Origin of the sequence: Neomelitea salexigens DSM 19753, from assembly GCF_000422345.1 — a bacterium.
In the GTDB taxonomy this organism is placed as follows: domain Bacteria; phylum Pseudomonadota; class Gammaproteobacteria; order Pseudomonadales; family Spongiibacteraceae; genus Spongiibacter; species Spongiibacter marinus_A.
The window spans coordinates 205,502-218,203 of sequence record NZ_AULP01000002.1 but is presented as its reverse complement, the minus strand read 5'-3'; the positions used below and the strand labels follow the sequence as shown (position 1 = coordinate 218,203).

13 protein-coding genes are annotated in these 12,702 nt (G+C 56.1%); 10 read left to right on the top strand and 3 right to left on the bottom strand.

The window, feature by feature from the left end:
• Window positions 1–2: 2 nt before the first annotated feature.
• From H573_RS0104330 to H573_RS18835, 3 genes are read right to left on the bottom strand one after another with little or no spacing between them, the layout of a single operon-like run.
• Window positions 3–1,529: a COG3014 family protein gene (locus tag H573_RS0104330; protein WP_027873192.1), complete on the bottom strand. Its 1,527-nt coding sequence runs from the start codon at window positions 1,527–1,529 to the stop codon at window positions 3–5.
• Window positions 1,529–2,281 carry an ETEC_3214 domain-containing protein gene (locus tag H573_RS0104325; RefSeq protein ID WP_027873191.1) on the bottom strand — a complete coding sequence of 251 codons (753 nt, stop codon included), beginning with the start codon at window positions 2,279–2,281 and terminating at the stop codon, window positions 1,529–1,531. The genes H573_RS0104330 and H573_RS0104325 overlap by 1 nt, the downstream gene beginning before the upstream one ends.
• Before the next feature lies 1 nt (window position 2,282).
• Complete coding sequence (locus H573_RS18835) at window positions 2,283–3,554, bottom strand: transglycosylase SLT domain-containing protein (protein WP_051171006.1); 1,272 nt, start codon at window positions 3,552–3,554, stop codon at window positions 2,283–2,285.
• Window positions 3,555–3,721: 167 nt separating this feature from the next.
• Between H573_RS18835 and nrdR the strand changes: the two genes are divergently transcribed.
• From nrdR to H573_RS0104270, 10 genes are all read left to right on the top strand, one after another.
• Complete coding sequence (gene nrdR, locus H573_RS0104315; RefSeq protein ID WP_027873190.1) at window positions 3,722–4,204, top strand: transcriptional regulator NrdR; 483 nt, start codon at window positions 3,722–3,724, stop codon at window positions 4,202–4,204.
• Window positions 4,205–4,210: 6 nt separating this feature from the next.
• Complete coding sequence (ribD, locus tag H573_RS0104310; RefSeq protein WP_036255733.1) at window positions 4,211–5,356, top strand: bifunctional diaminohydroxyphosphoribosylaminopyrimidine deaminase/5-amino-6-(5-phosphoribosylamino)uracil reductase RibD; 1,146 nt, start codon at window positions 4,211–4,213, stop codon at window positions 5,354–5,356.
• Window positions 5,356–6,018: a riboflavin synthase gene (locus H573_RS0104305; RefSeq protein WP_027873188.1), complete on the top strand. Its 663-nt coding sequence runs from the start codon at window positions 5,356–5,358 to the stop codon at window positions 6,016–6,018. Before ribD ends, H573_RS0104305 begins: the two co-directional genes overlap by 1 nt.
• A 1-nt stretch (window position 6,019) precedes the next feature.
• Entirely contained in the window at window positions 6,020–7,144 is a 1,125-nt protein-coding gene (gene ribBA, locus H573_RS0104300; protein WP_027873187.1) for a bifunctional 3,4-dihydroxy-2-butanone-4-phosphate synthase/GTP cyclohydrolase II, read from the top strand.
• Between the two features lie 52 nt (window positions 7,145–7,196).
• The gene (gene ribH, locus H573_RS0104295; RefSeq protein WP_027873186.1) at window positions 7,197–7,658 is read left to right on the top strand and encodes a 6,7-dimethyl-8-ribityllumazine synthase; all 462 of its coding nucleotides are present in this window, start codon (window positions 7,197–7,199) and stop codon (window positions 7,656–7,658) included.
• A 70-nt stretch (window positions 7,659–7,728) separates the two neighbouring features.
• Window positions 7,729–8,208 carry a transcription antitermination factor NusB gene (gene nusB / locus H573_RS0104290; protein ID WP_027873185.1) on the top strand — a complete coding sequence of 160 codons (480 nt, stop codon included), beginning with the start codon at window positions 7,729–7,731 and terminating at the stop codon, window positions 8,206–8,208.
• A gap of 5 nt (window positions 8,209–8,213) precedes the next feature.
• Window positions 8,214–9,173: a thiamine-phosphate kinase gene (gene thiL, locus H573_RS0104285; protein ID WP_027873184.1), complete on the top strand. Its 960-nt coding sequence runs from the start codon at window positions 8,214–8,216 to the stop codon at window positions 9,171–9,173.
• 6 nt (window positions 9,174–9,179) lie between these two features.
• Window positions 9,180–9,653 (top strand): phosphatidylglycerophosphatase A family protein, encoded by a 474-nt coding sequence (locus tag H573_RS0104280; RefSeq protein ID WP_027873183.1) that lies wholly within the window; start codon window positions 9,180–9,182, stop codon window positions 9,651–9,653.
• 34 nt (window positions 9,654–9,687) lie between these two features.
• On the top strand, window positions 9,688–10,869 hold the full coding sequence (purT, locus tag H573_RS0104275) for a formate-dependent phosphoribosylglycinamide formyltransferase (protein WP_027873182.1): 1,182 nt from the start codon (window positions 9,688–9,690) through the stop codon (window positions 10,867–10,869).
• 357 nt (window positions 10,870–11,226) lie between these two features.
• Entirely contained in the window at window positions 11,227–12,696 is a 1,470-nt protein-coding gene (locus tag H573_RS0104270) for a TolC family protein (protein ID WP_161624236.1), read from the top strand.
• The last annotated feature ends 6 nt before the right edge of the window (window positions 12,697–12,702 follow it).

The window sequence follows — 12,702 nt, the reverse complement described above, 5'->3', positions numbered from 1 at the left end:
ACTCAGTAGTGATCGATGCTGATTAGGCGCTTGTCAGCGGGAACCGTCAGCGAGTTAGCGCGGTCGCCGCGCGTGATGGTAAGTTGGCGGCCCGCTAAATCTGCAGGAAGTGGCGTGATGCGTATCTTGGCTGGCAGAAGCTGCCACTGGCGTAAATCGGCGCCCGCGGTGAACGTGGCCAGCGCACCGCCGAGCGAAAACGGTAACTTAATGCCGCCGGTTATCGATTTATAGCCCGCGGATTTACTGACTTCGCGCAGCAGTGCTTCCTCGAAGCGGCGTTTCAGCGTGAGGGTCTGGTAGTGCTTGAGATCGCCAGCGATATCGGCCAGTTCAACGCTTTGCAGTAACGCGCCGTTTTCACCAATGACTTTAGCGGCTTGGTGAGGCTGTGGCTCCGAGAAATAGTCGAGAAACAGACGGATCCCGCCGCCGATTGTGTCGGTAAGGCCGAGACTTTCCAGTGCGCTCCAGTTGTCGCCGAGCTCGACGACAATGGCATCTTTGTAGGGGCTGCTGTACAGCAGTGACAGTCCAGCAAATTGCTGCTTTTGCTGGCGTTTTTCTGCATCTGTGCCGCGAATCATTGGCCGTAGGATCAGCCGCTGTTGAATGCTGTCGGCGGTGAGTAGCATTTCCAGAGGGGCTTTCGTCGGAAGTGTGCCGAGATGTTCAATCAGCCAGCTATTGGTTGTTGGCGCGCCGTCTTGCGTCGGTGCGGCAAAGGCAGACTCTTGTATGGCTTGATCGCTTGCGCCGAGTTGTTGCATACAGCGCAGACCGCCCTCTTCAGCGAGCACTTTTACATTGCTGTGCGGCGGCGAAAGGTCGCCCTCTGGCAGCGCATCCAGGGCGCGTTGGTAGCTGATTCTGGCGCTGTCCAGGTCTTGATTGATTTCAAAGACGATGCCGGAAACGACATACAGCCAGGGGCTTTGTACATCGACAATACCCTGGCTTAACTCTGTGTTCGTGCGTTCGGCAAACAGTGATACCACCATTTGTGCCAGGTCGCGGTTTTTGTCGCTGTCTAAGCCCATGTCCTGGAGAAAGCGCGCTTCGCCTTGCAGCACATCGAGGCGGCGCATTTCTACTGCTGCCGCTTCCCTTTGTTGCAGGGGGAGTTTGTCTGCGCCGGTGGCGAAATGGTTGAGCGCCTTCAGGTAACTGATAAAGCCAACTTCAAGTGAATTGGGGCGATAGGGCAGGGCACCGGGTTTGCGCAAGCTCGCGCTGCCAAACTCGCTCAGCCGTTGGGTGTAAAGTTCTTCGCTGCGTTGATAGGCGCGCTCAAGGGCTTGGTTACTTCCTCGGTAATCGCCCTCATACCGCCGCAGGCTGGCGTGGGTGAATAGCGACACGAGGTCTTGGTCATCGTAGGTGATGTCCTTGCTTAACGGGGGTGTCGGTGAAGAAAGGCCGGCGGCGATCGCCGTATTCTGCGGCTGGGTGTTGCCGCTCAAGCAGGCTGCCAGGGTGAGTGGCAGCAGGCCTGCGAGGCTTCTTTTCCAGTTTGTTCCGTTAGTCATTAGTCGAAAAACCTCAGCTCGGCACTGGTAAGTAAGCCGCGCTGAAGTTGCTCAATGCTCAGCTCGCCATAGCCAAAGGCATTGGGACGTATATGCTCGCGGGCGGCTGTTAATTTGCCCGCACTGTTTTCGCCGAGCATTTCTGCCTCGTAGAGCGCGCCGAGCTGCGGCGATGGGCTGGGGCCAAACTGCGCCGCATAATTTACCCAGCCTAAATAGCTGTTCGTGAGATAGCCGCCGCCAAAGTTAACTTCTTTGCTTTCCAGAAAGTAGGCAATGTTGCGCGAGTGCTCAAAGGCAACGCGGTCGGTATTCTGGCGAAGTTGGAATAACGGGCTGTCGCCCAGTGACTGTTCGTTCATGCCCTGCATGTCCGGCTGGAAATGGTCTTCGCGGGCAAAAATTAAATACGCGCTTACGCGTTCGCCCTGCGTATACAGAGAGATAAGGTACTTCTCATCAATGTAGTAGCGCACTTGAAGGCCGCCATCGAGTTCCTTCAGGAGCTGCGGCTCGCCAATATAATCTTGCACATAGGCCAGGTTTAACCCTGCGCGCACGTGCCGGGTACGGTCGTATTCCACTTGGTTGCTGAACTTACTGGAAATTGACTCATACACGTTTTTCATCAGCTCTATCGAGTCGGTGAAGTTGCCGAGACCGACAAACAGCAAGACCAACGACACTAACCACGTGGGCAGTCGGTTAGTGATAGCGCTAATTTTTTGATTGTGAAGTTCGACTTTATCCACGTTACAAGCTCATAAACTGTTTTTCGGCGGCGGTCACTTTTTTGATGTACTTGCGCGTTTCTTCGTAGGGCAGCTTGGTGCGCAAGGTGTTATAGACCTCGTCGGGCGACATCTCATTGATGATTTTTGACGCTCTGGAAATGTTGAGTTTGCCGGTAAATGCCTTGGCGACGTTGCCTGCCCCAGTATTGTAGGCGGCAATCGTGCAGTATTTTCGGCTCAGCGGGTCGGTAATTTTACGTAGGTAGCGCTTGTCCAAAATATTGAGATACCCGATACCGACCTCAATGTTTTTATCGGCGGTAAACAGGTAGTCGGGGGAGAGCAGGCGCTCTTTGCCGAAGTGCAGTTTCGTCACATCCCGACCTGCACTGCCCGGTACCACTTGCATTAATCCGTAGGCCGGGATCGGCGACACCGCGACCGGGTTAAAGCTGCTTTCGGTATACATGATGGCAAAGGCCAGTGAGCGGGGAATGTCCATTTCTGCCGCAAAGCGGGTGACGGCATCGCTGTATTTCCGGGCGCGGCGCACTGGCCAGCTCTCGGAAAGGTCGATCACCGCGACGGTGGCTTTGGTTTCCTTGGGTGCGGGTGCGGGTGCGGGTGCGGGTGCGGGCGCTGTAACAGTGCGCTTAGGTTTGCTTGGCGCGGTTGCCTTCTTTTTGGCGGGTGCCTGCTTAATCTCAACAACATCGATCTTGGCTTTTTTCGCCAATGCTACGGCGGCTTTGGGGGCGGTTTTTTGTCCGCTGAGCTCTTTGAGCTCCGCTACCACGGGCACAGGTGGCCGTTTCGGTGCTGAAGCCGCTTCCTGCATGCGTGCCACAATCGGGTATTCCTGGTTCGCCTGGTTACTGCGCGTCTCCAGTGCGGCTTGTAGCTGCTGATTGACGATGCGCTGCATCTCCTCAGGGGCCGGTGTGCCCAGCACGGAGATGCGAATTTGATTCTTTTCAAAGTCGACGGTGCGTTTAATACGGCGATTCTTTGCGTACTCCACCCACTTGCTGCGGTCGCTGCTCTCGGTTTCATTGCCCCAGTAGCGCTCTAAATCGGCGATAAAAGCATCGTGCTCAGCGCGAATCTCGCTGACGAAGCTATCCCATTCCTGTGTCTGAGCGGCCTCGAACTCGGCAAACTCTGCGCTCAAGGATCCGGCAAAGTCGCCGAATGCACTGTCGTCAAAGGCATTGTCTTGGGCAAAGCAGGTCGTGGCGGCCAGGCTCAGTAGGCACAGGCCGAGGAGGTGGTTACGGTTTGTTTTTGACACGCGGAATCCCTGCGTTATTTATATTTGTGCTACAAATGTCAGAGTTTAGCGTTGCCGCCCGGTATCGCAAGCCCTAATCGCGAGCATAACGCTGTTGGTTTTTGTGCTTGTACTGTCACTGAAGTAGCGGAGCTGCTAGAATTCTGCGTTTTTGGAGGGCCATTTTTGTGCGCTGCCCATTTTGCAGTTTCGACGATACCAAAGTGATTGATTCTCGCCTGGTGGCTGAGGGTGGTCAGGTGCGTCGGCGGCGCGAGTGCCTTTCATGCAGCGAGCGCTTTACGACCTACGAGAGCGCTGAGCTGTTAATGCCAAAAGTGATCAAGACGGACGGCTCCCGCGAACCTTTCGATGAAGAGAAGCTGCGCTCCGGTATTCTCAAAGCGCTGGAGAAGCGCCCGGTCAGTGTTGAGAGCATTGAAGCGGAGATCAGCGACCTCAAGCGGCGGCTGCAAGCCACCGGTGAGCGCGAGGTGCACAGTCGCGATGTTGGCGAGCAGGTGATGGAAGCGCTGAAAGCGCTGGATCACGTTGCCTATGTGCGCTTTGCCAGCGTGTACCGCAGCTTTCAGGATCTTGATGAATTTCGAGCCGAAATTGACCGTTTGTCCGCCGAGCCCGGCGGCGTAGACCTTAATAAGTTGAAGTAAGCCCCGATGATCTCCCTCAGCGACCGACAAGCGATGGCGCGTGCCCTGCAGTTGGCGGATCGCGGTCGTTATTCAACGAGCCCCAATCCGCGGGTCGGTTGTGTGATTACCCGAGCGGGGCAGCTGGTCGCAGAAGGCTGGCATCAGCGCGCCGGAGAGGGGCACGCCGAAGTGAATGCGTTGGCCCAGCTCGACGACGCCAGGGGTTGCACGGCGTATGTCACGCTCGAGCCATGCAGCCATTTTGGCCGTACACCGCCCTGCGCTCAGGCGCTGATAAACGCCGGTGTCACGCGGGTGGTGATTGCAACCGGTGATCCCAATCCCTTGGTGGCTGGGCGGGGTGTTGCGATGCTGCGCGAGGCAAATATCGACGTAGAATGTGGGCTGCTGGAAGAGGAAGCCCGTGCATTAAACCGGGGCTTCATTCGCCGCATTGCGGGTGGGCTACCCTGGGTGACGGCCAAGTCGGCCATGAGCCTCGATGGTCGAACGGCGATGGCCAATGGGCAAAGCCAGTGGATTACCGGTCCAGAGGCGCGTGCCGATGTTCAGCGACTGCGCGCGCAGAGCTGCGCCATTGTCAGTGGCGTGGATACGGTTATCGACGATGACGCCGCGTTCACCGTGCGGCCAGACAGCTTTCGCTCACCGTTGGCCGATTATCAAGGTGGGGTATGGCGGCAGCCGCTGCGAGTCATATTGGACTCGCAGCTCCGCACTCCACCGGGTGCCAAGCTGTTCTCAGGTGGGGGCGATGTCCTCATTGCAACGGTAAGCGATCACGGCGCGAAGGCCGCGGCGCTACAAGCTGCTGGTGCAGAGATACAGCGCCTGCCCGCGGACGGCGGCGGCCGGGTATGTCTGGAGTCGCTGCTGCAACACCTTGGTGAGCGGGCCTGCAACGAGGTGATGCTGGAAGCCGGCGCAACGCTGACGGGTGCATTTTTGCAGGCAGGTTTGATTGATGATTGGTTTGTGTACGTGGCGCCTTGCATGCTGGGTAGCGATGCTCGGGGTTTGGCGGCCTTGCCGCTTCAGAATATGGCCGACAAACAGCGCATAGAAATTATTGACGGCCGCGCTATCGGGGGTGACTGGCGTTGGCACTGTCGACCAAAGGTGGTTGATGCAGAGGTTGAGCAAAACTGATGTTTACCGGGATTATTGAAGCGGTTGGCGAAATTGCCGCAATGCAACCTCGCAATGGCGACCTGCGAGTGTATATTCGTACCGGCTCGCTGCCCCTGGCCGAGGTTAAGCTTGGAGACAGCATTGCCACAAGCGGTGTTTGTTTAACCGTGGTAGAACTCCCCGGCGATGGTTTTTGGGCAGATGTGTCCCGGGAAACGCTGGCCCATAGCAATTTTGCCCAGGCCAGTGTTGGCGCTGCGGTCAATCTTGAGCGGGCGATGCTCGCGAGCAGCCGCTTTGACGGGCATATCGTTAGTGGTCACGTCGACGGCGTAGGGCAAATAGTGGAAATGAAAAAGGATGCGCGCTCAATCAATGTGCGCATTCAAGCGCCGGACGAACTAGCCCGATATATCGCCCACAAAGGGTCGATTTGTGTCGACGGCGTAAGCTTAACGGTAAACCGTGTCGACGGGGCGGCCTTTGATTTGAATATTGTGCCCCATACCGCGGCTGAAACGATTATTGCGCAGTATGCCGTTGGGGGCAGGGTTAATCTGGAAGTAGACGTTATTGCACGGTATTTGGAGCGCCTGCTCGACGCGGCGGCTGATCACGGTAATAGCGGCGGAATTACAATGGCCACGCTGGCCGAAAATGGTTTTATGAAGGCGAAATGATATGGCATTTAGCACAGTAGAAGAGCTGATTCAGGACATCCGTCTCGGCAAGATGGTGATCTTGATGGATGACGAGGATCGCGAGAATGAAGGCGATCTGGTGATGGCTGCTGAGTGTGTGCGGCCGCAGGATATCAACTTTATGGCGACCCACGGGCGCGGCTTGATTTGCATGCCAATGACGCGCGAGCGCTGCGAGCAGCTTGCGCTGCCGCTGATGGTAGACCGCAATGCCTCTGGCTTTGGTACTAAATTTACGCTGTCTATTGAAGCGCGCGAGGGCGTGACGACGGGCATTTCCGCCGCCGATCGCGCACACACGGTGCGTACCGCTGCGGCCCGCAATGCCGTGGCGGAAGACATTGTTCAGCCAGGCCATATTTTCCCGCTAATGGCTGAGCCCGGCGGCGTGTTGAGCCGCGCAGGGCACACTGAGGCGGCCTGTGATTTGTCTAAGCTTGCCGGTTTTGAGCCCACCGGTGTGATCTGCGAAATTATGAACGAGGACGGCACGATGGCGCGCCGCGAAGACCTCGAGACCTTCGCTGCCGAGCACGACCTTAAGATGGGCACGATTGCTGACCTCATCCATTATCAGGTGCTTAATGAGCAGACCGTCGAAAAGCTGAGCAGCGGCACCATCAATACCGACTTCGGTGAGTTTATTCTGCACGCCTACCGCGATTCAGTGGCTGGTGAGGTGCATTTTGCCCTGCAAAAAGGCGACATCGACGCCGAGCAGCCTACCTTGGCCCGTGTTCATTTGGGCTCTACGGTTCGCGATTTATTGCAGGCGCAGCCTCCTGGCTCGACGACCGGCTGGAATATGCACCGCAGTTTGTCGGTTTTGGCGGAGCAGGGCGGCGTATTGGTATTGCTGGCGAATCGCGAGCAGGGTCAGGATATTCTTGCCGAACTGGATATTGCGCGCGGTGTGAAGTCGCCCCAGCAGGGAGATAGTGCGCAGTACCAAAATACCTACTTTAATATCGGCTTGGGCTCGCAGATATTGCGCGATGTTGGTGTTGGCAAATTGCGCCTGATGGGCGCGCCAGTGAAGTACAACGCTATTTCAGGTTTCGACCTGGAAGTCGTTGAATTTGTCAGCCCCGAGAATTTTTCCTGAGCGCAGGTGAGGCGTTAGCGCCAGGCTTATTGAATACATTTAAGGAACGGTTATGAAAACAATCGAAGGTACATTTACAGGTGTGGCGGGCTCTTTCGCCATTGTAGTGGGTCGCTGGAACAGCTTCGTTGTAGAAAGCCTGCTGGAAGGCGCTTGCGATGCACTGCGTCGTCACGGCGTTAGCGAAGACGATATCACGATCATTCGTGCGCCGGGTGCGTTTGAAATTCCCCTGGTTTGCCAAAAAGTAGCCGCCACTGAAAAGTATGATGCCATCATCGCACTCGGTGCAGTCATTCGCGGCGGCACCCCGCATTTTGAATACGTGGCAGGCGAGTGCACTAAGGGCTTGGCGCAGGTGTCAATGCAATACAATGTGCCCGTATCTTTTGGTGTTTTGACCGTCGATACCATTGAGCAAGCCATTGAGCGCGCGGGCACTAAAGCCGGCAATAAAGGTGAAGAGGCTGCGATGTCGGCCATCGAAATGGTCAACCTGCTCAAGCAAATTTAAACGCGGTTAACGAGCGGTAATACGGTGCGGCAACTCGTTCGCACTGGTTCTTTATAGTTGGAGTAACATTGTGGCCAATCGCCCCGAGCAACACGCCAAAAATCAGCTGGCGGCCTCCCGCCGCAAAGCGCGGCACTACGCTTTGCAGGCACTTTATCAGTGGCAAATGGCCTCTCAGCCTCTAAACGTTATTGAGGCGCAGTTCCAGACGGACTACGACATGAAGAATGTCGACAAGGCCTTCTTTCATGAGCTGCTGCATAACATCCCGGCAAAACTGAGCGAGCTGCAGGCGGCCTTTGAGCCCCACCTCGATCGTCAGCTCAATGACCTGGACCCCATCGAACTCTGCCTGTTGTACATGGGGTGCTACGAGTTGCTGTGCCGTATCGACGTGCCCTACAAGGTGGCGATCAACGAAACGGTAAACCTCGCTAAGCGCTTCGGTGCGACAGACGGTTACCGCTACATTAATGGTGTGTTAGATCAAGTTGCGGCGAGCGCACGTGAATTGGAAGTTGGCGCTGAGAAAAAACGGCGCGACGGCTAAGTACGATGACAACGCCGAATCGCCCCGGTGAATTCACGCTGATCGAGCGCTTTTTTAAGCCCCTGTCACGGACTTCATCGTTTGTCCGTCATGGTATCGGCGACGACTGTGCGGTGCTCTCGCCGGCGGCAGATGAAGAGCTGGTGTTGTCGGTGGACACCTTGGTCGAGGGGGTGCATTTTCCCCGCCACTACGCGCCGGCGAAGCTGGCGGTGCGATCCCTGGCCGTGTGCATCAGTGATTTAGCAGCGGCTGGCGCCTGCCCTGAGGCTTTTACGCTTGCCCTGACTGCGCCGGAGCTCAACGAGAGTTGGCTGCAAGAGTTTAGCCGAGTGTTGGCCGCAGAGGCCGAGCGCTACGGCGTGTCCTTGGTGGGTGGTGATACCACTCGCGGCCCACTCTGTCTTAGCCTACAAGTCATGGGCAGCGTGCCCAAGGGACAGGCACTGTTGCGTAATGGCGCGCGACCCGGAGACCTTGTTTATGTTTCCGGTGAGCTGGGCGGCGCGAGAGCCGCCTTAGATTATCTTGAAACGCTCTCGCCAACAGATGCTCAGCAAGGCTACCTTCAACGTTACCATTCCCCATTGCCGCGTTTGGCCTTAGGCCAGGCACTGCGCGGTGTAGCCAATGCGGCAGTCGATATCTCCGATGGCTTAGTGGCCGATCTTGGTCACATTCTGCGAGCAAGCGGCGTGGGCGCCACCATTTATACCGAGAGGCTGCCCGTGGCGATGGGGTTGCGCGATGTTGCGCAAGGCGTCGACTATGCCCTGTCCGGCGGTGATGATTACGAACTTTGTTTTACTGTTCCTGGGCAATATCAGGCCCACCTTCGCGCACTGGAAAAGACCTTAGCATTGCCATTGCACTGCATCGGGGAAGTTATCGATGGCGCCGGGCTCAAGTGCCTGGATGCCGAGGGCGTTGTCTATGAGACCGCTGCGGGATACCAACATTTTTGAGGCGTTATGAAAAAGATACCGATTAGCTATTTGCGCCATCCAACACACTTACTGTCGTTGGGGTTCGGCAGCGGCTTGTCGCCCAAGGCGCCGGGCACGTTTGGCTCGCTAGCTGCGTTGCCGCTTTGGTATTTGCTGCAGTACCTGCCGCCCAGTAGCTACATTTTAGTGGTGGTCGCGGCTTTTGGGTTAGGCATTTACCTTTGCGGTGAAACGGCGCGAGCCCTGGGCGTACACGACCACGGCGGCATCGTTTGGGACGAGTTTATCGGTCTATGGATCGCGCTGTTTTTGCTGCCTCAGGGTTGGTATTGGGTTGTGGCCGGCTTCGCATTATTTCGCCTGTTTGATATCTGGAAACCGTGGCCGATTCGTGTACTTGACGCAAAAGTACACGGTGGTTTGGGTATTATGGTCGACGATGTATTGGCAGGCTTTTATGCCTTTGTCGTGTTGCAGTTGGCGTTTCTTTTATTGTGATCAGTACACGTGTTGGTAGTGAGGGTAGCTAGGTATGGTTTCCATCGGTACGCCGTTTAGTAGCAGTGCTTGCAAGGTCCTGTTGTGTGGCTCAGGCGAGTTGGGCAAAGAGGTCGCCATTGAGCTGCAGCGCCTGGGGGTTGAGGTTATCGCCTGTGACCGCTACGAAAATGCGCCGGCCATGCAAGTGGCTGATCGAAGTTACTGTTTTTCAATGCTTGATGGCGACGAGCTGCGCAGGGTTATCGAATTAGAGAAGCCCGACTACGTTGTGCCAGAAATCGAAGCGATAGCGACCGATGTGCTGGTAGAACTTGAGCGCGAGGGCGTTAATGTGGTGCCCAGTGCACGAGCGGCGCAACTCACTATGAATCGCGAAGGAATACGTCGCTTGGCGGCAGAAACCCTGGGTATTGCAACGTCGCCGTATCGCTTTGCTGACAACTATGATGACTTTTGCGCCGCGGTTGAGGCGATTGGTTTTCCCTGCGTGATTAAGCCCATTATGAGCTCTTCTGGCAAAGGGCAGAGCCTGCTGCGCAGTGCATCAGAGCTTTCTAAGGCCTGGGACTATGCCCAGCAGGGTGGCCGCGCAGGGGCGGGGCGGGTGATCGTTGAAGGCTTTGTCGACTTCGATTACGAAATTACCCTGCTCACTGTCAGACACCGCGATGGTTGCAGCTTCTGTGCGCCTATTGGTCATCGCCAGGAGGCTGGGGATTATCGAGAGTCCTGGCAGCCCCAGGCGATGTCTGAGGCGGCGTTGGCGGCGTCGAAGTCTATTGCAGAATCCGTCACTGCAGCGCTCGGCGGTTGGGGGCTGTTTGGTGTAGAGCTGTTTATAAAAGGCGATCAGGTGTGGTTCAGTGAGGTGTCCCCGCGCCCCCATGACACGGGGCTTGTCACACTGATTTCGCAGGATCTGTCAGAGTTTGCTCTGCACGCTCGCGCGATTCTCGGCTTGCCTATCCCCAACATTGCTAACCATGGGCCGTCGGCCTCTGCGGTGATTTTGGTCGATGGCGTTTCCAACGCGACGCGGTTCGACAACCTCCATAAAGCCTTGGCAGAAAGTGATACTCAGCTGAGGCTCTTCGGCAAACCAGAGGTGAATGGCCAGAGAAGAATGGGGGTTGCCTTGGCACGCGGCGTGGATGTAAACGACGCCAAGGCAAAAGCCATTGCTGCGAGTGAAGCGGTGAAAATAAATTTGTAATACATGTCATCTAGGCTTGCCAGCAGAAATTGGCTGTGTATATATTATGGCAATGCGCTAATTTGCACGGATGTGCAGTTGTTTGCGCGGTATAGGGCGGTCTGCTAGTATCGCGGATCGTTTTTTGGGTGGTTGTAAAACAATCACTCTTTGTTAAAGCGGAAATTCGTGCCGATCCCCCAGGCTGGGGCGCTGACGAGGATGTCAGTGGGCGCGAAGGTGCACAGGGATAGTGTGCAAAGCGTGAGAATCCACTCGTGATTGTCACCGTCTATTTCTCCCTGTGTCACCAACCCATGGAATGGTTAAGTTGGTGGTATGCCCCAGATAACAAAAAATCGAATGACTCCGCGGCCCATGGTCGCTATCCGAAAGGGGATGATGCTGGTTAGCGGCTTGGTGGCCGTGTCGGTCGCTGGCTGCTCGACGACCACTGAATCATCGGCGAACTTGCCGGAGAAAAATCAACGGGGCGTGCTTTATTCGGAAGTTATGCTTCGCTCAATGGCCCCGCCGTCGAATGATCAAGACGTGGTTCTCAATTCCTATGCTTTCGCACCCATGGAGCCCAACGGCGAGGTGAGTGTTGGTGTTCAGCTGTATTCCGAAGACGCTGATAAGCCCGATGCGCTCAGCCTGGGTCAGGTGTTAGCCAGCGTGTGGAGTGAGCACCCAAATGTGGTGCGGGCGCTGGCCGAGGTTGAGGCCACGGGCTTTGAAATTTCGGGGGCGCGCAGCGGTTTTTACCCTTATATGTCGGTCACGGCTCGCCAGGCAAGTAACGACGCCTCTGCCACAACGGTCAATATTATCCAGCCGTTGTGGATGGGCGGGCGCACCTCCGCAGAGCTAAAAGAGGCCGAAGCGGGACAATATCGCGCTTTGGCCGAACTGAATCAAACACGCCTGGACTTGGCCTTAGACACCAGTGAGGCCTACCTGAATGTTGTGCTGGCGAAAGAGCAGGGCCAACTGTGGGCGCGCTATATCAATAATCTTCAGGCCTTGCTCGATACGATTAGTCGTCGTGCGTCGTTAGGGGTGTCTCCGGAGGCTGATATTCAAACCGCCCAGACTCGGCTGAGTCAGGCGCGGGCTGGCTTACAGGCCAGTAAATCGGTATTGCTGCGCAGTCGCCTTCACTTAGAGTCTTTGTTGCATCGTTCTGTGCGAGAGGTGCGCTGGCCCGCTGAGCGTTATCGTCTGTCCCATGAAGAAATGTTCAAAATACTTGATGATCGGGCAATCAAGTACCACCCCGCACCACAACTCGCAGGCGCCGAAATTGCTCTGCAAAAAGCGCGGGTAAAGGTGGCTAAGTCGGCGGTGTATCCGCAGTTGAGCTTGCAGTACAGCACGCAGCTCGACCAATCTGCTGGGGATTTCACGCCGGACTCATCAACGCAATTGGTGCTGCAGTTTTCCAGCGACAGCGGCCTCAAGGGGTATAACAGTTACCGGGCAATTCTTCAGCGTTTGCATGGCGCAGAGCAAGACCTGGTTTATTCCAAACGCGATGTCACCGACATCGTCAGCAGCGCGTATTCCGAACGCAATGCCTCGCAAGAGCAGTTTTACGCGCAAGTGGAAGCGGCGCGCGCGGCGGTGAACTTAGTCGATAGCTTTTTAAGGCAGTTTAAAGTGGGCAGAAAGGCGTGGTTAGAAGTATTGAACGCTCACCGCGAGGCGCACGAAGCCTTGCTGCAAATTTCTGCAATTAAAAAGAGCTATTGGTCGGCGAATACGCGTTTGGCCCTTCACGGAATGATGTGGTCTCGATTAGATGCCGGAGCACCGGCTATTGAATTAGCGCTCCAGGAGCAGTAGGTCAAA

Coding starts and splice junctions, on each gene's coding strand:
- H573_RS0104330 (WP_027873192.1), bottom strand. CDS start 1,529: ATGACTAACGGAACAAACTGGAAAAGAAGCCTCGCAGGCCTGCTGCCA.
- ribD (WP_036255733.1), top strand. CDS start 4,211: ATGATCTCCCTCAGCGACCGACAAGCGATGGCGCGTGCCCTGCAGTTG.
- H573_RS0104305 (WP_027873188.1), top strand. CDS start 5,356: ATGTTTACCGGGATTATTGAAGCGGTTGGCGAAATTGCCGCAATGCAA.
- ribBA (WP_027873187.1), top strand. CDS start 6,020: ATGGCATTTAGCACAGTAGAAGAGCTGATTCAGGACATCCGTCTCGGC.
- ribH (WP_027873186.1), top strand. CDS start 7,197: ATGAAAACAATCGAAGGTACATTTACAGGTGTGGCGGGCTCTTTCGCC.
- thiL (WP_027873184.1), top strand. CDS start 8,214: ATGACAACGCCGAATCGCCCCGGTGAATTCACGCTGATCGAGCGCTTT.
- H573_RS0104280 (WP_027873183.1), top strand. CDS start 9,180: ATGAAAAAGATACCGATTAGCTATTTGCGCCATCCAACACACTTACTG.
- purT (WP_027873182.1), top strand. CDS start 9,688: ATGGTTTCCATCGGTACGCCGTTTAGTAGCAGTGCTTGCAAGGTCCTG.
- H573_RS0104270 (WP_161624236.1), top strand. CDS start 11,227: ATGGTCGCTATCCGAAAGGGGATGATGCTGGTTAGCGGCTTGGTGGCC.